This is a genomic window from Desulfovibrio sp. TomC (genome assembly GCF_000801335.2).
GTDB lineage: Bacteria > Desulfobacterota > Desulfovibrionia > Desulfovibrionales > Desulfovibrionaceae > Solidesulfovibrio.
Genome location: NZ_JSEH01000020.1, coordinates 14,920 through 39,840, shown reverse-complemented (window position 1 = coordinate 39,840; position 24,921 = coordinate 14,920). Strand labels below are relative to the sequence as shown.

Genomic DNA, 24,921 nt, shown 5'->3' with positions numbered 1-24,921 from the left:
CCTGACGATCAGCGGGGCAGAGCGGCGGATTCCTGGCGCAACCCGTCAATGAGCGCGGCCAGTTGCGAGGCCGACTCCGACAGGCGCTCCAGTTCCGTCCCGGCTTCGGTCATGCCCTGGGCGGTCTCCTCGGCGATGAGGCTGATGTCGGCCAGGGCGCGGTTGATCTCTTCCGAGGCCGTGGCCTGCTGCTGCGAGGCAGAGGCAATGGAACGCACCTCTTCGGTGGTTGTCTCGGCCATGGTCACAATGTGGCGCAGGGACTGGCCGGCATTTTCAGCCAGCCGGGTGGTGTCGGCCACGGCCGTTCCCGCCGCGTCCATGCCGGCCATGTTGTCGCGCACGCCGTTGTCAATGGCCGAAACCACCGAGGCCACCTCACTCGTGGCCTGCATGGTCTTTTCGGCCAGTTTGCGCACCTCGTCGGCCACCACGGCGAACCCGCGGCCGGCATCCCCGGCCCGGGCCGCCTCGATGGCGGCATTTAAGGCCAGCAGGTTGGTCTGGTCGGCAATATCGGAAATGACCCCAAGAATGCTGGAGATGCCTTTGGCCCGTTCGCCCAGGGCGTCGAGGCTGGTTTTCAGGCCGGCCGAGAGTTGGCGCACCCGGTCAATGGAACGGGCCACCTCGTCGGTTGCGGCCAGTCCTTCCCGCGCGCCTTCCCGGGCCGCCTGGGCGCTTTCGGAGGCGCGTTCGGCGTTTTGGGCCACTTCAGCCACGGTGGCGTTCATTTCCTCCATGGCCGTGGCCGTGTCGGTGGTGCGTTCATGCTGGCGGGTAGTGCCGCGGTTGACCTGGGCCACGCGGTCGGTCAGGGCATTGCCGGCCCGGGCCACGGCGTCGGCCAGGTCCTCCAGGCGGTCGGCCGCTTCGGCCATGCCGGCCAGACGGGCCTGCTCGGCCTGTCCCATGGCTTCTTCGGCCCGGCGGCGATGGCCCTCAGCCTCCTCGGTTTTGGCTTCGGCCGCTGCCTTCTGGGTTTCGACGGAGGCAAAGGACTCGCGCAACGTTTCCGACATGGCGGCCATGTCGGCCATCACGCCGGTGTCGCAGCCGATGGCTGCGCAAGTTTTTTGCACCGCATCAAAGCGTCCGGCCGCCACATCCTGGGCCACGGCCGCCACCTGCCAGGGCTCGGCCCCGAGTTGCCGACGGATGCTGCGGGAAACCAGCCAGGCCGAGAGGATGCAGATGGCCAGGGAAAGGCCCACCAGACCGTATTGCAGGCGGAGGTTCGAGGCCAGGGCGTCCACCACGGCTGTTACCTGGGTATCGGTTTCCTTGAACTGGGCGGCCTTGAGCGGCTCAATGCTGGCCGACAAGGCCTCGGTCCGGGCGTCAAAATCGGCCATTGCCGCATTGCCCGCTTCCCGGCCGTCCTTGACGTACACCCTGGCCATGAGCTTGCCGGCCTCGTACATGGCTTCAAAATCCCGAGCGACGGCCGCAAGTTGCTGATGCAAAGCCGCGTTGCCGCTACGGGCGGCCAGATCCTGGAATTTGGTCACGCCGGCGCGGAAGGCCTTGGCCTCCTTTTCGGCATCGGCGAAGCCGTCCTCATGGCCTGTAGCAGCGACGTCTGTGAACAATTGCTGCACGTTGACGGCTGTAAATTGCATATGGGCCGCTTCGTCGGCCAGGGGCAGGTTTTGGGTACGGAGAGTCAGGGCGCGATCCTTTACGGCATCCAGGGAAAAGGTCATGACTAACGCCCCGGTGGTCATGGCCGCGAGCACGAGGCCAAAGCCGAGAACAAGGCGCGCCGAAATGGAGAGCTTCATGGAAACCGCCTTTGTCGGTTAGGAGTTGCGGCAGATACGGCCCGCAGGCGGGGCGACAAAGAGTACAAATAGCTTAAATATTGTAATTTATCTGTCAGATCAAGTGAGGTTTGGGTTACGATCATGGCGAGAACGATCTCCTTTGGCCGGCGCGGCGGGCAGCCGCTCGATCTGCTTGTCCCGACCTTTGACGCATCGGTACATGTCACGGCCCGCGTTGCCGAGGGGCGTGCCCCGGCCGTGGTCTTCTTGCATGGCCTGGGCGATTCGCGTCTGGCCTTCGAGGACGCCTTTGCCACCCGGTATCTGGCCGATGTCAGCCTCATCGTTCCGGACATGGCCGGGCACGGCGGCTCTGCCGCTGCCCTGGACTATTCCATGGAGGCGGCAACCCGGCGCGTGCGCGACGTGCTGGCCCATCTGGGCGAGCAGCATGGCCTGCGCCCCAGCCGGCTGTATCTCGTCGGCCATTCCGTGGGCGGCATCCCGGCCATCTTTTTCTGCCGCGACGCGGCGCCCGGCGAAGTGGCCGGGCTGGTCCTGGCCGAAGCTTCGGTCACGCGCTTCGGGGCGTTTGTTTCCGCCCATGCCGAGGCGGCCCGCTTGTCCGGGCGTTTTGACGAGTGGTACGCCGAGTTTCGGGAACAGACCATTTTCCGCGACTACCTCGGCCGGTTCCCTTTTTGTCGGCATTACTATGCCTCGTTGCGCTTCTGTCGGGAAGAGGCTTTTTTGCAGACCGTGATGGCCGTTCGCCGCACGGCCCGGTCCCTGCCCGGCAAATGGAGCCACGCCGCCGGCGAGGCCCTGTGCGCCCTGACCATCCCCAAACTCTACGCCTATGGCCGGGACGTGGCCCCGGAAACCCTGGCCTTCCTTGGCGAACACGACATTCCCATGCGCCCCTTTCCCACGGACTGTCATTTTCTCATGCAGGCCATGCCCGGCGAGTTTTACAGCATGCTTGGGGAGTTTTGCGGTTCCTAAAGGACAAGCCCTTGCCTCTACGCCGCCCGGGAGGCACACTGGGGGCAAGTCAAACGGTTGTCCTACCCCCAGGAGACGCCATGGATGCCTTCCACTTCACCCTGACCCCGGATGAAAAGCACTACCTCAAGGAATTAGTCCGGCTCGTCATTGTCGCCCGTCTGGCCGGACGCGAGCCGCCCTTGCCGCCGCCGCCGACCGAGACGCTTCGTCGCCAGTTTGGCGCGTTCGTCACCCTGACCATTGACGGCCGCCTGCGGGGCTGCATCGGCCATATTGTGGGCGACCGGCCGCTTTACGAGACCATAGCCGGCATGGCCGAGGCGGCCGCCTTTGGCGATCCGCGCTTCCCGCCGTTGTCGCGTCGGGAGTTTGAAAATGTGGCCATTGAAATCTCCATTCTAAGCCCCCTGGCCCCTTGTCCGGACCCGGCGTTGGTGACGGTGGGCCGCCATGGCCTGCTGGTGCGCCAGGGGAGCCGTTCCGGCCTGCTCCTGCCCCAGGTGCCGGTGGAGTGGGGCTGGGACCGGGAGACGTTTCTGGACCAGACCTGCCACAAGGCCGGCTTGGCCCAGGGCTGCTGGAAGGACCCGAAGACGACGCTTTTCTGGTTCGAGGCGGAAGTTTTTTAACGGGCCGGCACCGGGGCGTGTCAGTGAAAAAGGGGAATGCCTCCGGCGGCCAAAGGGCAGTGCCCTTTGGAATCCCGCCTGGGGTTCGTTTGATTTGCCCGGGTACGCTGCCAAATCGGCGGGCGGTGTCGCCTCTGCGTCGCCCGTGGTTGCGTAGGACGGCAGGACGACGGGTTGGGCTGCCGGCGGAAAACCGAATTCTTGAAATATGGGCAATTTTCCTGCCGGATGCCTCCTATTTTTTGGTAAGCAGCGACACGGTCCGCCAAAGTGCAGATTTACCCCTTGTAATTGCTTGTCTTTTGCGTGTCTATGGTTGGCACGATACTGGCTCCTAGGAGGATATATCCTGGAACGCCGCTTGCGGTAGACAACTACGGGGGATGGACATGAAACGCCTGCTGCTCATCGCTGCCATCGCTTTTTTGGGGGCCGCCAGTTACCTGACTGATCCGCCGGCGCTGCCGGCCAGAGAGGCCAAGACGTCCGGGGAGACGCCGGCGGTGACGGCTGCAGCCCAAAGCGAGGTGGTCCGGTTGACCGAGGCGAGTCTGTCCCAGCGCCGCCTGGAGGTTCCCCAGGCTGCTGCCTACGCCGGTCCGCGTCCGGAGACGCTTTTCGGCAGAAAATAGTTTTGGGAGGGCAGGCGGCAACGGAGGACGCGTTGCAGCCTCGAGGGGATGCTTTGGCATCCCCTCTTTTATTTGGCAGCCTCGCCCGGGGCCGGGTTGCAAGCCAGGAAGGGGCAAAAGGCCAGGGCGGCGCCGGTCAGGCGGGTATCGCGGCCGGTCCCCTGATAGAGCAGCAGGGGTGGCTCAAGGACCAGTCCCTGGCCGCCGTTTTTGCTGGCGGCCAGGAGCACCTGCCGGGCCGGTACGCCGGCCCGCGGGCTTATGGGCAGGATGCGTTTGATCTCCAGGCGACAGGCGGCCAGGGCGGCGGTCACGTGGGTCAGGCGCTCGGCCAGATGGATGCAGGCGAACGTCCCCTTGTTGACCAGGAGATAGGCTGCGGCGGCGGCAAAATCCGGCAGGCTGCCGTCCACCTCGAACCGGGCAGCGTCCCGGGCCTGCCCGGCCGGCCGGCGTCCCGAAGCCGGGTCGCGGTAGGGCGGGTTGCACAAGATGAGATCGCAGGACTCCGGGCCGGGCTGGTCGGCCTCGCGGATGGCCCGGACATCGACGCAGCCGGCCGTAAAACGGTCGGCCAGCCCCAGGGCCGCAGCGTTTTGTCCGGCGGCCGCCGCCATGGCCGGGTCCTTGTCCAGGCCGAGCACTGTGCCCGCCGGGTCGGGGGCGGCCAAGAGCCAGCCCAGGCCGGCCGCTCCGCAACCGGTGCCCAGATCGGCGGCCCGTGTCCCGGGCAGCGTTGCGGCAAAGGCAGCCAGGAGCAGGGCGTCGCTGCCGAAGCGGAACCCGCCTTCGGGCTGGGTCAGCCCGCGCGGGAAGGCAGCCCGGGCCGTCCGGCTCGTATCATGTCCGTGCAGTTCGCGCATGGAACCCCTTGAAAAACTTCTCCCATTTGGGGGTCCGGGGGCCTGAGGCCCCCGGCCGCCGGAAGCCTCTTCCCCTGCCCTCTTTTTGCACCACCCTCATGGTGTGATCAGTGTCCGTCGGCATCGGCCTTGCGCGCCCGCAGGTTGAGCAGCTCGACAAGCAGGGAAAAGGCCATGGCGAAATAGATATAGCCCCGGTCGATATGTCGGCCCAGGCCCTCGGCCACCAGGAAGACGCCGATGAGGATCAGAAACGACAAGGCCAGCATCTGTATCGTCGGATGGCGCGACACAAAATGGCTGATGGCGTCGGCGAAAAGCATCATGACCAGGACCGCCGCCACCACTGCCGCCACCATGACCACGATTTCCCCGGACATGCCCACAGCCGTAATGACCGAATCCAGGGAAAAGACGATGTCCAGGATGGCGATTTGGGTCACGGCGGCGGCAAAGCCCCGGACCTTGCGGCCGACGTGTTCCGTCCCCTTGTCCGGTTCGATCTTTTCGTGAATCTCGAAGGTGGATTTGGCGATGAGAAAGAGGCCCCCGGCCAGAAGCACGATGTCGCGGCCGGTGACTACATGGCCAAGCACGGCAAAGATTGGCGCGGTCAGTCCCATGACCCAGGTGATGCCCAAAAGGAGCAGGATGCGGGTGCCCATGGCCAAAAGCAGACCGATCTTCCTGGCCCGGGACTGTATTTCGGCTGGCAGGGCATTGGAAATGATGGCGATAAAGACGATGTTGTCGATGCCAAGGACGATTTCCAGGGCCGACAACGTCAGAAAGGCGATCAGGTTTTCGACGGTGAAAAGGGCCATGCCGACTTCTCCTCGGACTTGCTGCGGTTACCGGGCGACGCCGCCCCGGATTGATTGCCGGACCATCGGATCGGGGACCGGTGGACACGGCCCTGAGGCGAGGCCAGGGAGCGGCCGCCCACCGTACGTCCAAGCCCGGAGCAAACCCGCCCAGGCCGGTGGGACATCCCGGCCGCCTCTCCGTGTGACCGGCCCGTGTCCAGTTCCTCTCAGCCGGCCCTGGCCACGGGCAGCTCGTCCCAGACCGTGGTGTAGCGCGGGGAGCGTTTCTCCTGGCGCATGGCCCAGAGCTTGCCAATGCCGCAGGCGGCCGGGGCCAGGGTGTCTTTCCCCCATTTGGCGTTGACGGCGTCCAGGGCGGCCATGAGGCGGGCGTTGCGGGCCGCTTCGGGAGCCGGCGCGTCCAGGAGGGAGAGCTGGCGGCCGGCCCGGGATTCCAGGCCAAGGAGGATCACCCCGGCCTTTTTGTAGCGCCAGCCCGGCCGAAAGATGTCGGCAAGCGCCCGGCCGGCCAGACTGATCAGCGTGGCGGTGTGATCGGTCGGGGACGGCGGCGCGGCACAGGCGGTATTGGCGTAGGGCGGGCGGCCCGAGGCATCGGCATAGGTCTGCACGAACACCTGCATTCCGGAAGCGACAAGCCCGCGTCGCCGCAGTTTGGCCGCCACCCGGGACACGTATTCGGCCAGGGCCTCGGCCAGTTCGTCCCTGACGGTCACTGCCCGGCCAAACGAGCGCGAGGACATGAGCGTTTTCGGAGCCGGCGGGGCCTTTTCCAGATCGAGGCAGGAAAAGCCGCGCAGTTCAAGCTGGGTGTGCACGCCCTGGACAGTCATGCGTTTTTGCACAAACTCCCGGGGCAGGTCCCGAAAGGCCCGGGCCGACAGGATGCCGTGCCCGGCCAGCATGGCCCCGTAGCGACGGCCGATGCCCCAGACGTCTTCTATCGGGACACTTTCCAGGAGCGCATCCGGGTCGGGATGGGTCGAAAAATCCAGGACGCCGTCGCAGGCCGGGTGCTTTTTGGCGGCCCGGTTGGCCAGTTTGGCCAGGGTCTTGGTCGGGCCGATACCCACGGACACCGGGATGCCGGTCCAGCGCGCCACCGTCTCCCGAATGCGCCGGGCCTGCCCCGCCGCCCCGCCGGGCAGTCCCGTCAGGTCGAGAAAGGCCTCGTCAATGGAATAGATTTCCATGGCCGGGGCGAACCGTGACAAGGTGACCATGACCCGGGCCGACATGTCGCCGTAGAGGGCGTAGTTGGAGGAAAAGACCGCGATGCCGTGCCGGGCGAACAGGTCCCGGCACTGAAAGGCCGGCTGGCCCATGGGGACGCCCAGGGCCTTGGCTTCGGCCGAGCGGGCGATGATGCAGCCATCGTTGTTGGACAACACCACCACCGGCCGGCCGGCCAGATGCGGGGCGAACACCCGTTCGCACGAGGCATAGAAATTGTTGCAGTCAACCAGGGCAAAGGTGGTCGTGGGCACGGATCAGGCCTTGTGGATGATGTAGGTGACCACGCCCCAGACCTCGAAGGAGGCTTCGGCGGAGACTTCCACGGCGGCGTAGTCGGGATTGTCCGGCACGAGGTAGAGCCGGCCGTCCTGGCGGCGCAGACGCTTGACCGTCAGCTCGCCGTCCAGGGCGGCGATGACGATATGGCCGTCCCTGGCCGTCACGGCCCGGTCCACCACCAGAATGTCGCCCGAGGCCACATTGGCGTCGCGCATGGAATCGCCGTCCACGCGCACGAAAAAGGTGGCGGCCGGATGGCGCACGAGGTGCTCGTTTAAGTCGAGCTTCTTGTCGATATAGTCCTCGGCCGGCGAGGGAAAACCAGCCGAGACCGTGGCCAGATAGAGCGGCAGTTCAAGTGGTGTGCGTTGCTCGAAGGCGAAGATTTCCAGTGGCGGGTGTCCCATCCGGCCACCGTAAAAGACTCCCGGTCCCCTGTCCAGGCTGGCGGTCCGGCCGGAGGCGGCCGGCCGCGCCAAAGCGCCAAAAGAGGGGGCGGGCCTTGGTCAGTCGGCTAGGCCCAGGCGGTCGGCCGCGGCTTCGGCGGCCGTTTCGGTCAGCGACTCCATGAGTGGCCCATGGTCCAGGCCGGCCAGATGGAGAAATCCGTGGGCGAGGAGCCTTGCCATGTGCAGGCCCGGCGGCTGGCCGTAGAGGAAGGCCTCGCGGGAAACGGCGTCGAGGCTCAGCGCCATTTCGCCCAGATAGTCCGGCCGATCCGGGTCTTCGGCCGGGAAGCTTAAGATGTTGGTGGGACCGGGCAGGCCCAGAAACTCCCGGTTAAGCGCTTCGATAGCGCCGTCGCCGGCCACATGCAAATCGAACTCCCGGCCCGTGAGGTCCAGGGCCTCCTGGATGGCCTGGCACAGGGCGGCCAGTTCGGGCCGGGAGGCCGGCAGATCAGGGGCGAACACGCCCCGGGCAAGGCCTATCATGCGGCGTGTTCCGCAGCCTTGGGGTCCAACGCGCAGGCAGGCTCTTCGCGGTGCTTGCCGTTTTTTTCGGTCGTCTTGGCGCTGGGGTATTCGATGCGCTGGTGGAAGATGCCGGTCAGGATACGGTGGAAGGTGTCGGTCAGAAGCGTCAGGTCCTTGAGCGTCAACTGCGACTCGTCCAGTTCGCCCTCGGTATAGATCTTGCGCACGATGTTTTGGATATGGCCCTTGATGCGGCTCGGCGTCGGATCGACCAGGGTGCGGCTGGAGGCCTCGATGGCGTCGGCCAGAAGAATCAGTCCCGCCTCCTTGGACTGGGGCTTGGGACCGGGGTAGCGGTAGTCAGCCTCGCGGATGGGATCATCGCCCTTGGCCTCGGCCAGTTCCTTGGCCTTGTGGTAGAAGTAGGCAATGAGCGTGGTGCCGTGGTGCTGGCCGATGAGATCGGTCAGCGCCTCGCCCAGACGATGTTCCCGGGCCAGCTCGATGCCTTTTTTGACGTGGGAAATGAGGATCAGCGCGCTCATGGACGGGGCGAGCTTGTTGTGGCGATTTTCCTTGCAGGAGATGTTTTCAATGAAATAGTGCGGGTTTTTGAGCTTGCCGATGTCGTGGTAGAGCGCCGCCACCTTGGCCAAAAGCGGGTTGGCCCCGATGTTGCGGGCCCCGGCCTCCACCATGTTGGAGACAATAAGCGAGTGGTGGTAGGTGCCCGGCGCCTTGACCATGAGCTCCTGGAGCAGTGGCTGCTCCAGGTTTAAAAGTTCCATCAGCCGGAAACGCGAGGTGTAGCCGAAAATAAGCTCCATGATCGGGGCGATGCCGACCACGGCCAGAAGCGACAGGAAGGCGGACAGGGTGACGAAGGCCAGTCCCGCCCCGACCACCGACGGGTCGTTTAAGTCCATCAGATTGACCGAAACCCACATGACATAGAGCGCGGCCAGCAGCGGCAGCACGGATTTGAAGAGCTGGGAGCGGGTTTCCGAACGCTTGATGAGATAGATGTAGATCATCGAACCGACAAAATAATAGCAAAAGACGCCAATGCCGGCGTACACCATGTTGGCGGCCAGAAAGGACAGGATGAGGCTTATGAAGATGCACAGGCGCTTGGAGAAAAAGAGCGCCAGGATGCCGGCCGCGCCGGCCATGGGCAGGCTGAAGGCAAAATAGATCGAGCGCGTTGCCTCCGGCAGTCCGCCGCCGCCGGGCAGCGTGACCACATCGGCCATCTTGGCCAGCATGCCGAAGATGAGCAGCACCACCCCGAGAAACACCCAGTCCGTACTGCGTATCCGCTTGATGCCGGCCCGTTCCAGGGAGACGTACAGCACGGCCAGGAACATAAGGCACATGCCAAACAGACCCGTGGCCCGCAGAAGGTTGTAGGGACCCTTGCGGTGGGAATACAGCGCCTGGAGCTTGAGTTGCTGGATCGGTCCCACCCGCTCGCCCTGGCGCACAATGATCTCACCCTTCTTAATGATATAATAGAGCGGTTCCACGGCCCGGGCGATCTCGGCCTTGCGGACCTGGGTGGTGTCCTGGTTCAGCGTCATGCTGGGGGCAATGAGCGGATAGACCAGGGTGTAAACGGCTTTTCGCAGACGGAAGGGCTTGTTGAGCGAGACCTTGAGCAGATGCTCCAGGTCGTCCTTGATCTGTTTGGTATCTTTGATGTCGTGGGTATCGACGCGCAACGTTTCCATCTTCGAGGGCAGGTCGCGCAGGAGGATGCCGCTTTTGTACGGCATAAAGACCGAGGAGTTGCTGACAACGCCCGGTTCGTAGTTCTCCTTGAGCCAGGGCAATACGTCTTTTTGCAGGAGATTTCGAAAATCGTCCTGCCGCCAGACCTCGATGATGTCGCCGCCGATCTCGGTATTGAGATTTTCAGCGATTTGCCAGCGCAGTTTCTCCAGGTCCTCGCCCGGAGCGGCTGCGCGGACCGAAGTGAGAATATCCTCGACGTTTTTGGCCAGGGCCTCATAGGGCAGGGGGCTGACGTCAAAGACCGGCGGCTGGGACTCGGTCACCTGCTCGCGGCGACGGGCCGTGGCTTCCATGTCCTCGATCTGCATGGTCTGATCGGCGGCCACGTCCTGGGTGGCGATCTCGCCGGCCGTGAAAAGGCGCACCGAGGTGTCAAGGCCCAGGCGGGCAACGAAACACAAGGTGAAGGTGACGGCCAGGAAAAACAGAAAACCCGGCGCCCAGTCGGGAACCGTGAACCCGTTTGCCGACTGGACCGGGGAGGGGCCTTTCATGGCCCGCTTAACCCTGTCGACTATCTCGCTCATAAGCCTGAATAATCCTTCCCACGAGGGGATGACGGACAACGTCGGCATCGCTGAAGGTCACGAAATCGATGCCGCGTACATTGTGCAATACCCGCCGGGCCTCGACCAGACCCGAGGCCGTATGAGCCGGCAGGTCGACCTGGGTCACATCGCCCGTGACCACGGCCTTGGAGGCCAGTCCCAGGCGGGTGAGGAACATCTTCATTTGTTCGGGGGTGGTGTTTTGGGCCTCATCCAAAATAATGAGGGCATCATTGAGGGTCCGGCCCCGCATAAAGGCCAGGGGAGCCACTTCGATGACTCCGGTATCGAGCATTTCCCGCACTTTGCGGAAATCGAGCATGTCATTTAAGGCGTCGTAGAGGGGGCGCAGGTAGGGATTTATTTTTTCCACCATGTCGCCGGGCAGGAAACCGAGTTTTTCGCCGGCTTCCACGGCCGGCCGGGTGAGGATAAGCCGCTTGACCCGGCGCTCCAGCAGAAAACTGACGCCCATGGCCACGGCCAGATAGGTCTTGCCGGTGCCGGCCGGGCCGATGCCGAAGACGAGGTCCTGGCGGCGGATGGAGGCAATGTACTCGCGCTGGACGGCCGTGCGCGGGGCAATGGTCTTTTTGGCGGAAACAATCAGGGATTCTTCGCGGTAGACCCGCTGCAGGCTGGCCTCGGGTTCCCGGGCCAGGACGCTTAGGGCCTGTTCCACATCGGCCGGATACACTGGTTTGCCCTGGCGCAGCAGGCCATACAGCTGCACCAGCACGTTGGCCACATGGGTGAGCGTTTCTTCGGAGTCGGCTCGCACGATGACGGCGTTGCCCCGGGTGTCGAGACGCGCCCCGGATTTACCGGCGATCAGCGCGATATTTTCATTGTGGGGCCCAAAGAGGTCCCTGGCCAGCTCCGAATCATCAAATTCGAGCCGGCGTTCCAAGCACAGTGTTTCCATCATAACGTCACAACGCCCGTTTGCGGTCCGAAACCTGCGCGCACTCCGGTCACGCAAATAATACAACGCATCCGCAAGAACAAGTAAAACCGTGCGATCATGTTGGTTCCCGCAGTGATTCCAGGGTCGGGTCCACAGCCGCCCGCACCGTTTCCAAAATCCGCGACACCGTCACCTGCCCCGGAGCCGCGCCCTTGACGCGCCGGACATCGCCCACCCGGGCCATCCACACGTCGGCCGCGCCCGAGCCGGCGGCGCAGCTGGCCAGGGCGGCCAGTCCTGCCGCCTCCAGAAGGCTTTGGCGCGGCACTTCGCGGCCGGGATGGTCACGGCGCAGGATCACATGCGCTCCCGGGCCGTCGGCTGCGTGGAACCACAGGTCAAAGGGGCTGGCAAGGCGCAGGAGCTGGTCGTTGGCCTTGGCGTTTTTGCCTCGCAGGGCCAAAAAGCCGTCTGAGGTGCGGTAGACATGCGCGGCGACACCCTTGAGGCTGCCTGACGGACTCGGACTGACGGCGGCGTGTTGCAGACGGTGTTCCCGACCTTGTAAGTCTTTTTTTGCGCCTTGCAAGTCCCTACGGCGGGTGGCGATGGCGGCCAACCCTCGTTCGCCTTTAGCCGCCAAATGATAGAGCTTTTGCATGTTGCCGAGGATGGTCAATGCCGGATCAAGCCGCAGCGTCTGTCGGCCGCCTTCCGGTGTAGGCAGGGAAAGTTCTGGAATTTTAGCGGTTTTATTCAAAGTGTGGAGGTTGGCGGCAATGGCGTCGGCGTCAACCTTGCGGGCAATAAAGGCCCGCATCCGGGTTTCGTCAGCGGCCAGGCGATCCATGGCCCGGGCCTGCCGTCGCCGGGAGGCGACCCCGGCTGCGACCTCGGGGGCGTCCCGGCGGCCTGAGACCTCGCCAAAAGCCAGGGGCAGGCCGAAGGCGGCAGCGGCTTCCAAGGCCGTGGCAAAGGCTTTGACGGTGTGCGTCCGCGGCAGCGTGCCGGGCCAGTCTACGGGCCACAGGGCCAGCGGTTCGCCGTTTTTTTGCTCCAGGAAAAAGCCGTCGGCCGCGCCTGCAGCCAGCCGGGAGTAGACGGTCGAGCGTTCCGTTGCCGGCAGGGCGATCAGACGGCGGCGGAGATTCGGGGAAAGCTGGGGATGGGCCTGCCAGATATCAGGGTCGCCGACGGCGGCCTCAAGGGATGGCCAGGCGGGTTCCGGCAGCGTCGGCTGCTCCGGGGCAGGGGCATCAATAAGGACCGGGAAGGAGCGGGGATCAAGGGCCAGGGCCGGACCTTCGCCGGTAAAGGCGAGGACGAGCCGACGGCGGGGCCAGTCGGCCACCACCTGCCGCACGCGCCGGCCGCGCAGATATTTGCGCAGGCGCATGGCCGCCGATGGCGCACGTTCCGGCTGGGCGGTCTTCTGGCCGGACAGGAAAAGAAAATACCGGCCTGTGCCGTAGCGGACGTGGAGATGGACGGTTTTTTTGGCCTCGCAGCCGGGGATCACCCGGCCGGCCGGCAGATAGAAGGTCAGGGTGGCCACATTGGGCACCGGCAGAAACACCTTTTCCACCCGGGCGCCAGGCAGGGCTTCCATCAGCTCACGAACCAGCGAACGAAAAAAAACGGCCTCCATGGGCTTTCGCCTCCCTCCGGCGGACAACGCAACGGGCTGCCGGCGGAGTCCGGTCGGAACACCGCGGGGCGGCGCGCCGGGGCGCAACAGACCGGCCTGACGCAGAAGCCGCATTGCCGTGCTCCCGCTTGGGAGTCGGCGTTGCTGCTGCGACCGCGTCAGACGGCGGGCCGACTAGTCCCCCCGAAGGTCCTCGTCGGCTTCCTGACGGCTTTTGCATTTGATGCAAAGCGTGGTGACCGGACGGGCTTTGAGCCGGGCGACACTGATGTCCTCGCCGCATTCAACGCACTCGCCGTACGTGCCGTCATCGATGCGCTCGATGGCTTCCTTGATTTTTTTGATCAACCGCCGTTCCCGATCGCGCAGGCGCAAGGTAAAGGCGCGGTCGGATTCGGCCGTGGCCCGGTCGGCCGGGTCGGCGTAGACCTCGACGGTATCAGTCATATCCTCAATGGTCTCTTCACCCTTTTTGAGGATATCCTGAAGCATACCGTTTAAAAGTTCGCGGAAAAAATCGACGTCCTTGGGATCCATGAAGTCCTCCTCGGCCGCCGGCTCAACAGCTCCGGCTTGAAAATCGACTCCACTAATCCAAAGTCTTGGAGAGGTAAAGGGGTATTGGCCGGTAGGCCAAAATGTCACAGGGACTTCCATCGGCAGCGGGAGGCCCGGCGGCGTCCCGGCCAAGAGCCGCTTGCCCCTGACGCGCCGGCAAGGTAGGGAGGCAAGGAAGAGGCGACGCCCGCGGAGCCAGGACGGAGCGAGTGCCGGCAAAGGAGACAGTTATGGGCACTGGGTGTCAGGAGACGCCATGCGAAATCCGCAACATCTGCGGCGAATTGCAAAAGATAGGCTGCGGCAACGACGCATCCTGGCTGGCCGTCTTATTGTTCGTCCGCAATCTGCTGCGACAATTCACCATTTTTGATGATTCCCGCAAAAAGAGCCTGCAGGAGTATGTTTTTTCCGAGCTGGCCCGGCGCGATCCTTCCGAGGCCCACCTGCAACGGCTGCTGCGCGGCGTGGAACTGTTTTTGACCGATCATCTGCCCATGGTCGCCATGCGGGAGCAACTGGCTTCGGAGCAGGCCGCTTCCGAATCCCTGGCCCGGTCCATTACGGATTTCCTGGAAGAAACCCTGTCCTCGGAGCAGGAACGCTCCAAGCTCGTGGGCCGTTTCGGCCGCGAAACCATGGATACCCTGGCCGGCGGCGAGGACCCGGCGGTGATGATCCCGCGCCTGCGCCAACTGATCACCTCCATGCTCGTCCACTACCGGGAAGAGGCCCAAGCCTGGGAGCGCAAGGCCCAACAACTCGAAAGGATCATCCAGGTGGATCCGCTTTTGGCCCCCCTGCACAACCGCCGTTCCCTGGAAGAGCACCTGCGCGCCTCCATCGCCAGGGCCAAGGCCACAGACGCGCCGCTCTCGGCCATGATGATCGACGTGGACAACTTCAAGACAGCCATCAACGACGTCTACGGCCATGTGGTCGGCGACGACGTCCTGCGCACCCTGGCCAAGATCATCGACGCCCATGCCGGCCGGCATGGCTGGTTTGCCGCCCGTTTTGGCGGCGACGAGCTGGTGCTCGTGTGCGACATCGACGGCAGCCAAGCTCAATTTCATGCCGACGCCATCCGGCTGGCCGTGCAGCATTATGAGTTTTTGCCGCGTATTGATGGCAGGTTGGCCGATGAGCCGATCCGGTTTACGGTCTCCATCGGCGTGGCTGAACTGACGCCCGGCATGGATGCCGAGGCCTTTCTCGGCGCTGCCGACGCGGCCATGTATCAGGTAAAACATTCCGGCCGCAACAATGTGGCCCAGTTTGAAGCTCCCCGGGCCTGAGCCGAAGCGCCGTTCGTCCCGACGCTTTTCGGGTATTACGAATATCTTTTCTTTTCATCCGAAATACGTATGCTGCCACCCAATTGCCATCCGGCCTTCGCAAAAGGCCGGCATGGGTATCTTCCCGGCTGGCGGATCGTCCACCGCCCGGGTGCAACAGACCCTTGCAGGAGGGAATCATGAGCGAACAGGAATGCGCCTACTATCGCAGCCTCTATGATGTGGCCATGTGCATCAATTCGAGTCTTGAACCGGCCACCGTGCTCCATGCCATTGCCGAACAGGCGACCAAGGCGCTCTCGGCCAAGGCCTGCTCCATCCGGCTGCTTGACCGCCAGGGCAAAACCCTGCTGTCCGGCACGTCGTACGGCTTAAGCAAAGGCTATCTGCGCAAGGGCACCGTGGAAGTGTCCAAGAGCAAAATCGACCAGGAAACCCTGACCGGCAAGGTCGTCCAGATCAAGGACGCCGGCAATGATCCTCGCTTCCAGTATCCTGATGCCGCCCGCGAGGAAGGCATCACCTCGGTCATGGCCCTGCCGCTGACCGTCGAGGGCCGCACCATCGGCGTCATGCGCCTGTACTGCGACAACATCCGCGAATTTGAAGCCAGCGAAATCCATTTTGCCACGGCCATTGCCAACTTAAGCGCCATGGCCATTGAAAACGCCCGGCTGCATCAGGCCCTGCGGACCGATTACGAACTATTGACCGCCTACGAATACACCATGCACGAGTAGGAGCAGGCCCATGCAAAAACTACGTATCGCCATCAACGGGTTCGGCCGCATCGGCCGGCAGGTACTCAAAGCCATTCTCGAACGCCACGTCGAAGCCATGGACGTTGTGGCCATAAACGACCTTTTCGACGTGGGCACCAATGCCCATTTGCTGTCCTATGACACCAACTACGGCAAGCTGCCCGTGGCCGCCTCGGTCGAAGGCGATGTGATGGTCGTCGGCGATTGGCGTATCCGCAATTACGCCGAGCGCGACCCCCGGGGCCTGCCCTGGAACGAGCTTGGCATCGACGTCGTCATCGAAGCCACCGGCATCTTTCGCACCGGTCCCAAATGCCAGGCCCACATCGATGCCGGAGCCAAGAAGGTCATCATCACCTCGCCGGCCAAGGAAGAGGATCTTACCATCGTGCTTGGCGTCAACCAGGATCGCTACGATCCCGCCGCCCATCACATCCTCTCCAATGCCTCCTGCACCACCAACTGCCTGGCCCCGGTGGCCAAGGTGGTCCACGAGCAGTTCGGCATCGTCAAGGGGGTCATGACCACGATCCATGCGTATACCAATGACCAGCGTATTCTCGATCTGCCGCACAAGGATCTGCGCCGGGCCCGGGCCGCCGCCTGCAACATGATCCCCACTTCCACCGGCGCGGCTCAGGCCGTGTCCCTGGTCATTCCGGAACTCAAGGGCAAATTTTCCGGGCTTTCGGTGCGCGTCCCGACACCCACCGTTTCCCTGGTCGATTTCGTGGTGCAGTTGGAGAAATCCACCACCACCGAAGATTTGCGCGCCGCCCTGAAGACTGCTGCCGCCGGACCGCTGGCCGGCATCATGGGCGTTTCCGAGCTGCCGCTGGTGTCCTCGGATTTCAAGGCCGATCCCCGCTCCTCCATCGTTGACGCCGAGTACACCTTTGTCCAGGGCGGCGACATGGCCAAGATCCTGGCCTGGTACGACAACGAATGGGGCTATTCCTGCCGGGTGGCCGATCTGGTGGCCTTCATGGCCGAAAAGGGTCTTTAGGGCTTCCGGATTTTTCAACCTCGTCTGCACGGCGGGAGGGCTTCGGCCCTCCCGCTTTTTTGTTTTTTCAAGCAATATCTTTGTTTATCAAATTATTTGACACTCAAGAAATACTGGTTTAAGGATTTTCGCAACTCGTGCGAATCAGGGGGGCGGGGGAGCATCCCTTCAGCCGCCGAAGCAGACGGAGGTTCCCTTGAGGCGTCTTGCTTCAGCCGTCCCGGTCCACAGTCGACCGGATGATCGGTCAGCGCCAAGAACCCCTTGAAAAATTTCTCCCGTTGAGGGGTCCGGGGGGATCATCCCCCCGGCCGCCGGAGGCGTCTTTTGGCTGCATCCCCGGCCGCCGGAGGCACTCCCTTGTTCGTTTTATTCGGTTGAGTTGCTGTAACGCCCCTTCATCTGTTTAACCAAGCTGAGGAGTCTCTATGATCGGTCGTTTCTCCAACCTCGGTGATTACCGGGGTTTGTTTTCCATGAAGGATTTTGCCGTCTGTCTGGCCGGCGGCGGACTGGCATTGGCGGCGTTTGTCGTCGGCCAGGCTGGCTGGCCGGTGTGGCTTGCGCTGGTGCTCGGGCTTGGCTCGGTGGCTGTTAACGGACTGCCCATTGTCATCGAAGCCGGGAAGGGAGTCCTTTCCCGCCGGGTCAATGTGGACGAATTGGTGAGCATCGCCATCGTGGCCTCGCTGCTCCAGGGCGAGGTCCTGACCGCCGCCGTCGTGAGCTTTATCATGACGCTTGGAGCCTTGGTGGAGGAGGCGGTCAGTGACGGGGCGCGGCGTTCCATCGAGGCCCTGGCCTCGCTGGCTCCGCAGGAAGCGGTGTTGGTCACGGACGACGGGGCCGAGCGCACTGTGCCGGTGGCGGACATCCGGGTGGGCGACCGGGTGCTGGTGCGCCCGGGCGAGCGCATACCGGTTGACGCCGTCATCGAATCGGGCGTGACCGCTGTGGATGAATCGGCCCTGACCGGCGAATCGCTCCCCAGGCAGCGCGCGCCCGGCGACACCATCCTGACCGGGACGCTCAACTATACCGGCCGGGTGGTGGCCCGGGCCAGCAAGATCGGCGAAGACTCCACCTTCGGCAAGGTCGTGCGGCTGGTGGTGGCGGCCGAGGCCGGCAAGCCGCGCGCCGCCCGGGTGGTCGACCGCTATGCCGCGTATTTCACGCCGCTGGTGCTGGCCTGCGCCGCCTTGGCCTGGCTGCTTGGCGGCGACGCCGACCGGGCCGTGGCCGTGTTGGTGGCCGGCTGTCCCTGCGCCCTGCTCATGGCCGCGCCGACCGCCACCGTGGCCGCCATCGGCCGGGCCGCCAAACGCGGCATTCTTGTCAAAGGCGGCCAGTACCTTGAGGAGGCCGCCCGGGCCGATACGGTCCTTTTTGACAAGACCGGCACGCTGACGCTGGGGCGACCCGTGGTGGACGCCGTCATCCCGGCAGCCGGGGAGACGGCCGACGGGGTTATCGGCTGCGCCGCCTGCCTGGAGTGCCATTGCAACCATCCGCTGGCCACGGCCGTCATGGACGCGGCCCGGACCGCCGGCCTTGCGGTGCGCCCGGCCGATGCCATGATCACCGAAATCGGCCTGGGCGTCCGCGGCGAGATGGACGGTCTGGCCGTGGAAGTGGGCAGTCCGGAAATGATGGGCGGCGTTTCCGCCTTGCCGCCCGAACTCACCGTTGGCCTCAGCGAAATTCGTGAGCGTGGGGCCACGGCCCTGGTAGTGCGCCGGAATGGCCGGATTTTGGGCCTGCTTGCCGTGTCCGACACGGTCCGGGACAACGCGGGCGCGGCCATTGCCGCCTTGCGCGGCCTTGGCATCACGACGATTGGCATCCTCTCGGGCGACCACGACAAGGCCGTCTCCTCCATGGCCGCCGGGATTGGCGTCACCGAGGTCTGGTCCGGGCTCAAACCTGAAAACAAGCTGGAGATCCTGGACGCATTGCAGGAGCAGGGCCGGCGGGTGTTCTTTGTCGGCGACGGCGTCAACGACGCCCCGGCCCTGGCCCGGGCCAATGTGGGCGTGGCCATGGGCCTGGCCGGCTCCGACGTGGCCCTGGAGACGGCCGACATCGCCCTGGCCAACGACGACCTTGGACGCCTGCCGTTTCTGGTGTACCTTGGCCGGCGCATGACCAGAATGATCAGCATCAATATCGGCCTGGGGCTGGTCTTTAATTCCGTGGCCATCCTCGGCGGCGGCTACGGCCTGCTTTCGCCCGTCATGGCCGCCCTCTTTCACAATATCGGCTCCATCGTGGTGGTGTTGTCCTCGGCCAGTCTGGCCCTGACCGCCGAACCCGACAGGCAGGCCGCCGAGGCATGACACAATGGAAAACGAACAGCTGACCCGACTGCTCATCGAGTTCTACGAGAAGTTTTCCTCCTGGGAACACGGCGTGGTCAAGGAGTCCGGCCTGTCGTTGCCCCAGATGCACACACTGGAAATCCTCGGGGCTGACGGCGACCTGCGCATGACCGAGCTGGCCGCCAAAATGGGCATCACCACCGGGTCGCTGACGGTGCTGGCGGACCGGCTGGAGCGGGGCGGGTTTGTGGTGCGAAAACCCCACGAAACCGACCGCCGCTCCATCCGGGTGAGCCTGACAAGCGAAGGGCGGCGACTTTTTGCCGAACACCACAAGCTTCACGACCAGCTCACCCAGGAGATTCTGTGCGCGCTGTCGCCCGACGAGGCTGGCCAGTTCGCGGCCATGCTCTCCAGGATCATGACCTGCTTTTAAAGGCAGCCTCCTGTGCGACGGCCGGCAGACGGGTCCCCTTTGGGCCGGCGCACAGGTGTGTGTGTCAAACATCCGCCCTGCGTGGGCGATGCCCCGTTGTTGCCAATACCGGCAAAGCACTTGTGATTGTTTGAGCCTTGGTGCTAGGGTCTATAAATGGTCGCAGCACCGGATACAGGCAGCACACATGTGGCGGATTTCGAGGACGGCGCAGCCTTGCTGGCGGCCGTACCCGACCGCGACGCCCTGTTGGCGGTGGTCATGGGCATTGTGCGTCGCGTTACCGGTTGCCAGGCCGTCGGCATCCGTCTGCGCCACGGCGACGACTATCCGTATTACACGGCTGACGGCTTTGCTGCGTCGTTTCTGGCAGAGGAGAATTCGCTGTGCCAACAGGCCGATGCGAAGCACGAGGACATTGATCCGGACCAAGTGCCAGTGCTGGAATGCCTGTGCGGGGCAGTGCTCGAAGGGCGCTATGATCCGAGATTGCCGTTTTTTACCGACCAGGGCAGTTTTTTTACCGGCTCCACCTCGCAGTTGCTGGCCCGTTCGGGCTTGGCCGGCTTGCCGGTAGGCACCCGCAACCGCTGCAACGCCGCCGGGTATGAAACCGTGGCCCTGGTTCCCTTGCGCGCCGCCGGCACGACTCTGGGCCTGCTCCAGGTCAATGACCGTCGGCCTGACCGCCTGGACCTGCCCCTGGTGAAACGGCTGGAACGGCTGGCCCAAGGCGTGGCCGTCATGCTGGCCAATCAGGAAATGGCCGAGGCCCTGGCCGCATCGGAAGCCCGTCACCGGGCTATGTTTTTTTCCAATATCGCCGTCAAACTCCTCATTGATCCGGCCTCCGGGCGCATCGTGGACGCCAATCCGGCGGCCTGCCAGTTTTACGGCTACCCGCTTGAGGACATCCAGCAGCTGTCGATCTGGGACATCAACACCCTGACCCGGGAGCAGGTGCGCCAGGAAATGGACCGGGCCAAGGACGAGCACCGGGGCTTTTTCCGGTTCCGGCACCGTCTGGCCAGCGGGGAGTTGCGGGAAGTGGAGGCCTATTCCGGACCGGTGGAGTATCTGGGCCGCAACCTGCTGTTTTCCATCATTCACGACGTGACCGACCGGGTGCGCGCCGAAGAGGCCCGGGACCGGGTGGAGCAGATGCTGCGCCACGACCTGCGCTCCCCTCTGGCCGGCATTGCCGGGCTGGCAGCCCATCTGGCCGAATCGGAGCTGTCGGAAAAGCAGCGGGAAATCGCTGCCGTGATCCGGGATACGGCCGCCGGACTCAATGAAATGGTCGGGCGCAACCTCGATTTGTGCAAGATCGAGCAGGGCCGCTACGAACTGGCGCCCAAGCCCGTGGCCCTTGTCCCCTTGCTGCGCCGTCAGGTCCAGGTGGCCGCGCCCCTGGCCAGGCGTCGGGATCTGGCCCTGGTCTGGGGCCAGGGGCTGGACGTCGCCAACGGCAGCCATACTGGCAGCAACGGCGGCAACGGCTCCAGCCACGGGCCGGTGGTGGCCGGCGAGGCCGGGCTCTTAAGTACGGTATTTTCCAATCTCCTCACCAACGCCCTGGAAGCCGCCCCGCCGGGCACGGCCGTCACCCTGTCCCTGACCGCCGGGGAGGGCGCCGCCGTAGTCACGCTGCACAACCACGGCGTCATCCCCGAGGCGATCCGCCGCCGCTTCGCCACCAAATACGCCACCAGCGGCAAGCCCGGCGGCACCGGGCTTGGGGCCTACATTGCCCGCACCATCGCCCGGCTTCACGGCGGCGACCTCGACTGGACCTCAAGCGAGGAGGCGGGTACCCATCTGTTCGTCCGCCTGCCGCTGCACAGCGGCGACCCTGCCCCGCATTCCGCCTAAGCGCCGGGGGGGGCCAGAGCCGCTTCTTCCGCTCAGAAGCCTCCGGATTCCCCGTCGTTCTTCTCTGTCTGACGGTCAAAGACCGAGAGCAGTTCCTCCAGGCCGGCAACAACGCCCAGGTTTTGGCAACTGGCCGTCCCATCCGGGGCCGGTCGGCCGGTCATGGCCACAATGACGGCGTCGGCCAGTCCCAGTTCCCGGGCGATGTCCGGGGCGTGGAGGTAGGGCAGGCGGTTGCCGCTTAAAATAAGTGTTTCGTAATTGCTTTTGGCCAGGGCCTCTTCCTGCTGCGCGGCCCGGCGCAACTGGGCGGCCAGCTGGTTGCGCCGGGCAAACAGGGCCGGCAGGGGCAGGCTGCCGGCCGGCTGGTCGGCCAGGAAGCGCAGGGCAAAGCGCACGGCTTCAACCGCCGGGGCCGGGTCGGACGTGGCCGGAGCCAATTTGTCGAGCAGGGTTTGGGTAAAGGCAGTGGCGGCCGGGGTCCAGTCCGGCCCGATCTGCCGGGCCACGACGGCCAGCTCCCGGGCCTGATCCGGCCAATGCGTCTCCAACCGGGCGCGCAGGTCGGCCGGAAGGCTGCGGTGCGGGGACAGACGGTCGATCAGGCGACGCACGCTCTCCGGGGCAAGCGGCAGCGGGATGCGGCTGCCGCTTGGCATGCGGGCAACAGCCCGGGACGCGCGGGCGGTCACAGCCTGGGCCAGGGCCGGAAGGTCGGCGGCGTCAAGGCGGGCCTGTCCCAGGACGTCTTCCAAAGCCAGGGCTGTGCCCGGACCGGGGAAAAGCAGCAATTCGAGCAGGGAGGCGGCTTGGGGATCGTCGCTGTCGGCTACCAGGGCGGCAAGCGCCTGGTCCGGGAGGTCGCCGTAGGTGGAGGCAATGAAGTGGACCACGGCGTCATCCTGGGGAAGGCCCCTTTCAAGGATGTCGACGATGGCTGTCGCTACGTCCGAAAATGTGGTGTCAGGCATGGTTGATCCAGGTTTTTTGCACTGTGCCGCCTGGCGGTGATTGACAGGCGGCTTGGAATATTATTAACAAAATCGGTAATCAGGTCGAAGTGGTCCAGGATGCGCGGACCCCAGGCCGGCACACGACTTACCCGCCGTCAGGCGGCAGCAAGGCCTCTTCATGCCCCCGAAAATGGACTTCGACAACTACGACGCCGGCCCTTTTTACGATGAGATGTTCACCACCGACGGCAAACCCCGCGACGGTTGCCGGATGCTCCATGAGAAAATCGAGTCTCTGCCGCCCGGTGAGATCCTGGCCCGGCAGACGGCGGCCGAACAGGCCTTCTACGATATGGGCATCACCTTTACCGTGTACGGGCACGAAGAGGGAACGGAAAAGATCTTTCCCTTCGACATCATCCCCCGGGTCATCGAGGCCGCCGAATGGGATGCCCTGGAGCGAGGGCTGATCCAGCGCATCAAGGCGCTCAATCTTTTCATTGACGACGTCTACCATAAAGGCCGCATCATGGCTGACGGCGTGGTGCCCCGGTCGGTGGTGGAATCCTCCACCGGCTATTTCAAGGAATGCCAGGGATTAAATCCACCGCGCGGGGTGTGGTGCCACATCACCGGTTCCGATCTCGTGCGCGACGAGACCGGGCGGTTCATGGTGCTCGAAGACAACCTGCGCTGTCCTTCGGGCGTATCCTACGTGCTGGCCAACCGTCGGATCTTGAAGCGCGCCTTTCCGCAGGTATTTGAAACCATCGACATCCGGTCGGTGGACGACTACGCGCCGCTGCTGCTCGACATGCTCCACTCCATCGCGCCCCAGGTCGGCGCCCGCCCGACTGCCGCGCTCCTGACTCCCGGCGTCTATAACTCCGCCTATTTCGAGCACACGTTCCTGGCCCAGCAGGCCGGCATCGAGCTGGTCGAGGGGCGCGATCTGGTCGTTGTCGACGGCTACGTCCACATGCGCACCACCAAGGGACTTGAGCGGGTGGACGTCCTCTATCGTCGGGTGGGCGAGGACTTTCTCGATCCCAAGGTGTTTCGGCCCGATTCGCTGCTTGGCGTGCCCGGCCTCATGGAGGTCTACAAGGCCGGCCGGGTGGCCATGGCCAACGCGCCCGGCACCGGCGTGGCCGACGACAAGGTGGTCTACGCCTACGTGCCCCAGATGATCCGCTACTACCTGGGCGAGCAGCCGCTGATCGACAACGTCGAGACGTTTTTGTGCTGGGAGGACAAACAGCGCCGCCATGTACTGGATAATCTTGACACGATGGTCGTCAAGGCGGCGGCGGAATCCGGCGGTTACGGCATGCTGGTCGGCCCGGCAGCCACACCCGAGGAACGTCTGGCCTTTGCCGCCAAGATCGAGGCCGATCCGCGCAACTATATAGCCCAGCCGACCATTAACCTGTCGCGGGCTCCGGTCATCGTGGACGATCACTTCGAGGGCCGCCACGTGGATCTTCGCCCCTACATCCTCTACGGCGAGGACATCCGGGTCATCCCCGGCGGACTGACCCGGGTGGCGCTCAAGCGCGACTCCCTGGTGGTCAATTCCTCCCAGGGCGGCGGCAGCAAGGACACCTGGGTGCTCGGTTCCGGCCAGCCGCATCCGGATGTCGCATCGTAAACCCGGGCGCGTTGCCATGATCGAATCCAAGGAGCCTGCATGCTAAGCCGCGTGGCCGAAGCCATCTACTGGATGAGCCGCTATCTGGAACGGGCCGAGAATATTGCCCGGTTCCTCGACGTCAACTGGCACCTGACCCTGGACACGCCCGGCGGCAGGGGCGAGCAGTGGATGCCGCTGGTCTCGGCCATGGGCGACCATGGGCTTTTCACCGACCGAGGCCTGGCCGAGAACCGCAAAACCGTCATCCGCTTTCTGGCCTTTGACCCGGAATACCCCAACTCCATCGTCAACTGCCTGGCCCGGGCCAGGGACAATGCCCGCACCATCCGCGAGATCATTCCCACCGAGATGTGGGAACAGATCAACACGTTTTACCATCTGGTGCGCGAAGCCGCCCGGAGCTACGAAACGGTGCTCAATAACCCCTACCACTTCTGCGACGAGGTCAAGCGTCGCGATCTGACCATCAGCGGCATTGCCGGTGACGCCATGAGCCATGACGAGGCCTGGGACTTTTTCCGCCTTGGCCGGCTTCTGGAACGGGCGGACAAAACCTCGCGCATCCTTGATGTGAAGTACTTCATCCTGCTGCCGCGTCCGTCTGACGTCGGCTCCAACCTTGACTACGTGCAGTGGGGGGCGCTTTTAAAGGCCATCAGCGCCCTGGAGGCCTACCGTCGCCGTCATGGCCGCATCCAGCCCGAGCGGATTGTGGAGTTTTTGCTGCTCGACCATGACTTCCCGCGTTCGCTCCTGTGCTGCCTCATACAGGCCCAGCAGTGTCTGCACGCCATTACCGGCACGCCCCTGGGCTATTTCGCCAATCCGGCGGAAAAGCGTATCGGGTTACTGTGCGGCGATCTGGCCTATAGCGGCGTGGAAGAGGTGTTTGCCATGGGATTGCATGAATTTACGGATAATCTGCAAACCCGGATGAACCTTGTGGACGAGGCCATATTCGCCACCTTTTTCGCCACGTTTCCGGCTATTGACGCCGCCAGTCAACAGTGA

22 protein-coding genes are annotated in these 24,921 nt (G+C 64.2%); 11 read left to right on the top strand and 11 right to left on the bottom strand.

Annotated elements, in window-relative coordinates:
- Window positions 1-8: 8 nt before the first annotated feature.
- Window positions 9-1,784, bottom strand: a complete 1,776-nt coding sequence (locus NY78_RS17125) for a methyl-accepting chemotaxis protein (RefSeq protein ID WP_043638610.1) — start codon at window positions 1,782-1,784, stop codon at window positions 9-11.
- Between the two features lie 123 nt (window positions 1,785-1,907).
- Between NY78_RS17125 and NY78_RS17120 the strand changes: the two genes are divergently transcribed.
- The 3 genes from NY78_RS17120 (at window position 1,908) to NY78_RS17110 (ending at window position 4,035) form a co-directional block, all read left to right on the top strand.
- Window positions 1,908-2,771, top strand: a complete 864-nt coding sequence (locus NY78_RS17120; RefSeq protein WP_043638608.1) for an alpha/beta fold hydrolase — start codon at window positions 1,908-1,910, stop codon at window positions 2,769-2,771.
- 80 nt (window positions 2,772-2,851) lie between these two features.
- Window positions 2,852-3,403, top strand: coding sequence for an AmmeMemoRadiSam system protein A (amrA, locus tag NY78_RS17115; protein WP_043638606.1), 552 nt, complete (start codon window positions 2,852-2,854; stop codon window positions 3,401-3,403).
- A gap of 389 nt (window positions 3,404-3,792) precedes the next feature.
- Window positions 3,793-4,035 carry a hypothetical protein gene (locus NY78_RS17110; RefSeq protein ID WP_043638603.1) on the top strand — a complete coding sequence of 81 codons (243 nt, stop codon included), beginning with the start codon at window positions 3,793-3,795 and terminating at the stop codon, window positions 4,033-4,035.
- Between the two features lie 68 nt (window positions 4,036-4,103).
- Here NY78_RS17110 and NY78_RS17105 read toward each other — a convergent pair whose 3' ends face one another.
- The 9 genes from NY78_RS17105 to dksA all read right to left on the bottom strand — a co-directional run bounded on the left by NY78_RS17105 (window position 4,104) and on the right by dksA (window position 13,591).
- Complete coding sequence (locus NY78_RS17105; RefSeq protein ID WP_043638600.1) at window positions 4,104-4,898, bottom strand: tRNA1(Val) (adenine(37)-N6)-methyltransferase; 795 nt, start codon at window positions 4,896-4,898, stop codon at window positions 4,104-4,106.
- Window positions 4,899-5,005: 107 nt separating this feature from the next.
- Complete coding sequence (locus tag NY78_RS17100; RefSeq protein ID WP_043638597.1) at window positions 5,006-5,722, bottom strand: TerC family protein; 717 nt, start codon at window positions 5,720-5,722, stop codon at window positions 5,006-5,008.
- A 209-nt stretch (window positions 5,723-5,931) separates the two neighbouring features.
- Complete coding sequence (locus NY78_RS17095) at window positions 5,932-7,212, bottom strand: Y-family DNA polymerase (protein WP_043638594.1); 1,281 nt, start codon at window positions 7,210-7,212, stop codon at window positions 5,932-5,934.
- A 3-nt stretch (window positions 7,213-7,215) separates the two neighbouring features.
- Complete coding sequence (locus NY78_RS17090) at window positions 7,216-7,647, bottom strand: LexA family protein (RefSeq protein WP_043638591.1); 432 nt, start codon at window positions 7,645-7,647, stop codon at window positions 7,216-7,218.
- A 99-nt stretch (window positions 7,648-7,746) separates the two neighbouring features.
- A complete protein-coding gene (ybeY, locus tag NY78_RS17085; protein WP_043638588.1) occupies window positions 7,747-8,175 on the bottom strand; it encodes an rRNA maturation RNase YbeY in 429 nt (142 codons plus the stop codon).
- The gene (locus NY78_RS17080; RefSeq protein WP_043638587.1) at window positions 8,172-10,478 is read right to left on the bottom strand and encodes an HD family phosphohydrolase; all 2,307 of its coding nucleotides are present in this window, start codon (window positions 10,476-10,478) and stop codon (window positions 8,172-8,174) included. The genes ybeY and NY78_RS17080 overlap by 4 nt, the downstream gene beginning before the upstream one ends.
- A complete protein-coding gene (locus NY78_RS17075) occupies window positions 10,453-11,427 on the bottom strand; it encodes a PhoH family protein (RefSeq protein WP_043638584.1) in 975 nt (324 codons plus the stop codon). Before NY78_RS17075 ends, NY78_RS17080 begins: the two co-directional genes overlap by 26 nt.
- 94 nt (window positions 11,428-11,521) lie before the next feature.
- Window positions 11,522-13,054, bottom strand: a complete 1,533-nt coding sequence (locus tag NY78_RS17070) for an NFACT RNA binding domain-containing protein (protein ID WP_043638582.1) — start codon at window positions 13,052-13,054, stop codon at window positions 11,522-11,524.
- A gap of 174 nt (window positions 13,055-13,228) precedes the next feature.
- Window positions 13,229-13,591, bottom strand: coding sequence for an RNA polymerase-binding protein DksA (gene dksA, locus NY78_RS17065; protein ID WP_043638579.1), 363 nt, complete (start codon window positions 13,589-13,591; stop codon window positions 13,229-13,231).
- 251 nt (window positions 13,592-13,842) lie between these two features.
- Here dksA and NY78_RS17060 point away from each other — a divergent pair, with 251 nt between their 5' ends.
- The 6 genes from NY78_RS17060 (at window position 13,843) to NY78_RS17035 (ending at window position 21,303) form a co-directional block, all read left to right on the top strand.
- The gene (locus NY78_RS17060) at window positions 13,843-14,910 is read left to right on the top strand and encodes a GGDEF domain-containing protein (RefSeq protein WP_043638577.1); all 1,068 of its coding nucleotides are present in this window, start codon (window positions 13,843-13,845) and stop codon (window positions 14,908-14,910) included.
- Between the two features lie 179 nt (window positions 14,911-15,089).
- Complete coding sequence (locus tag NY78_RS17055) at window positions 15,090-15,650, top strand: GAF domain-containing protein (protein WP_043638574.1); 561 nt, start codon at window positions 15,090-15,092, stop codon at window positions 15,648-15,650.
- Window positions 15,651-15,660: 10 nt separating this feature from the next.
- Window positions 15,661-16,677 (top strand): type I glyceraldehyde-3-phosphate dehydrogenase, encoded by a 1,017-nt coding sequence (gene gap / locus NY78_RS17050; RefSeq protein ID WP_043638571.1) that lies wholly within the window; start codon window positions 15,661-15,663, stop codon window positions 16,675-16,677.
- Window positions 16,678-17,105: 428 nt separating this feature from the next.
- The gene (locus NY78_RS17045; protein WP_043638568.1) at window positions 17,106-19,013 is read left to right on the top strand and encodes a heavy metal translocating P-type ATPase; all 1,908 of its coding nucleotides are present in this window, start codon (window positions 17,106-17,108) and stop codon (window positions 19,011-19,013) included.
- A gap of 4 nt (window positions 19,014-19,017) precedes the next feature.
- Window positions 19,018-19,431, top strand: a complete 414-nt coding sequence (locus NY78_RS17040; RefSeq protein WP_043638565.1) for a MarR family winged helix-turn-helix transcriptional regulator — start codon at window positions 19,018-19,020, stop codon at window positions 19,429-19,431.
- Between the two features lie 156 nt (window positions 19,432-19,587).
- Entirely contained in the window at window positions 19,588-21,303 is a 1,716-nt protein-coding gene (locus NY78_RS17035; RefSeq protein WP_047960259.1) for a sensor histidine kinase, read from the top strand.
- A gap of 32 nt (window positions 21,304-21,335) precedes the next feature.
- On the opposite strand, the gene NY78_RS17030 is transcribed toward NY78_RS17035, so the two are convergent.
- Window positions 21,336-22,274, bottom strand: a complete 939-nt coding sequence (locus NY78_RS17030; protein WP_043638559.1) for a hypothetical protein — start codon at window positions 22,272-22,274, stop codon at window positions 21,336-21,338.
- 160 nt (window positions 22,275-22,434) lie between these two features.
- Here NY78_RS17030 and NY78_RS17025 point away from each other — a divergent pair, with 160 nt between their 5' ends.
- Together NY78_RS17025 and NY78_RS17020 are read left to right on the top strand one after the other, a co-directional pair.
- Window positions 22,435-23,907, top strand: a complete 1,473-nt coding sequence (locus tag NY78_RS17025; protein WP_082140077.1) for a circularly permuted type 2 ATP-grasp protein — start codon at window positions 22,435-22,437, stop codon at window positions 23,905-23,907.
- A 39-nt stretch (window positions 23,908-23,946) separates the two neighbouring features.
- The gene (locus tag NY78_RS17020; RefSeq protein WP_043638556.1) at window positions 23,947-24,921 is read left to right on the top strand and encodes an alpha-E domain-containing protein; all 975 of its coding nucleotides are present in this window, start codon (window positions 23,947-23,949) and stop codon (window positions 24,919-24,921) included.

Bases quoted from the DNA above. Each gene is read 5' to 3' on its own strand.
- NY78_RS17075 (WP_043638584.1), bottom strand. From the start codon at position 11,427: ATGATGGAAACACTGTGCTTGGAACGCCGGCTCGAATTTGATGATTCG.
- NY78_RS17060 (WP_043638577.1), top strand. From the start codon at position 13,843: ATGGGCACTGGGTGTCAGGAGACGCCATGCGAAATCCGCAACATCTGC.
- dksA (WP_043638579.1), bottom strand. From the start codon at position 13,591: ATGGATCCCAAGGACGTCGATTTTTTCCGCGAACTTTTAAACGGTATG.
- NY78_RS17080 (WP_043638587.1), bottom strand. From the start codon at position 10,478: ATGAGCGAGATAGTCGACAGGGTTAAGCGGGCCATGAAAGGCCCCTCC.
- NY78_RS17020 (WP_043638556.1), top strand. From the start codon at position 23,947: ATGCTAAGCCGCGTGGCCGAAGCCATCTACTGGATGAGCCGCTATCTG.
- NY78_RS17120 (WP_043638608.1), top strand. From the start codon at position 1,908: ATGGCGAGAACGATCTCCTTTGGCCGGCGCGGCGGGCAGCCGCTCGAT.
- NY78_RS17040 (WP_043638565.1), top strand. From the start codon at position 19,018: ATGGAAAACGAACAGCTGACCCGACTGCTCATCGAGTTCTACGAGAAG.
- NY78_RS17055 (WP_043638574.1), top strand. From the start codon at position 15,090: ATGAGCGAACAGGAATGCGCCTACTATCGCAGCCTCTATGATGTGGCC.
- NY78_RS17125 (WP_043638610.1), bottom strand. From the start codon at position 1,784: ATGAAGCTCTCCATTTCGGCGCGCCTTGTTCTCGGCTTTGGCCTCGTG.
- NY78_RS17105 (WP_043638600.1), bottom strand. From the start codon at position 4,898: ATGCGCGAACTGCACGGACATGATACGAGCCGGACGGCCCGGGCTGCC.
- amrA (WP_043638606.1), top strand. From the start codon at position 2,852: ATGGATGCCTTCCACTTCACCCTGACCCCGGATGAAAAGCACTACCTC.
- NY78_RS17110 (WP_043638603.1), top strand. From the start codon at position 3,793: ATGAAACGCCTGCTGCTCATCGCTGCCATCGCTTTTTTGGGGGCCGCC.
- gap (WP_043638571.1), top strand. From the start codon at position 15,661: ATGCAAAAACTACGTATCGCCATCAACGGGTTCGGCCGCATCGGCCGG.
- NY78_RS17035 (WP_047960259.1), top strand. From the start codon at position 19,588: ATGGTCGCAGCACCGGATACAGGCAGCACACATGTGGCGGATTTCGAG.
- ybeY (WP_043638588.1), bottom strand. From the start codon at position 8,175: ATGATAGGCCTTGCCCGGGGCGTGTTCGCCCCTGATCTGCCGGCCTCC.
- NY78_RS17045 (WP_043638568.1), top strand. From the start codon at position 17,106: ATGATCGGTCGTTTCTCCAACCTCGGTGATTACCGGGGTTTGTTTTCC.
- NY78_RS17030 (WP_043638559.1), bottom strand. From the start codon at position 22,274: ATGCCTGACACCACATTTTCGGACGTAGCGACAGCCATCGTCGACATC.
- NY78_RS17070 (WP_043638582.1), bottom strand. From the start codon at position 13,054: ATGGAGGCCGTTTTTTTTCGTTCGCTGGTTCGTGAGCTGATGGAAGCC.
- NY78_RS17025 (WP_082140077.1), top strand. From the start codon at position 22,435: ATGCCCCCGAAAATGGACTTCGACAACTACGACGCCGGCCCTTTTTAC.
- NY78_RS17100 (WP_043638597.1), bottom strand. From the start codon at position 5,722: ATGGCCCTTTTCACCGTCGAAAACCTGATCGCCTTTCTGACGTTGTCG.
- NY78_RS17090 (WP_043638591.1), bottom strand. From the start codon at position 7,647: ATGGGACACCCGCCACTGGAAATCTTCGCCTTCGAGCAACGCACACCA.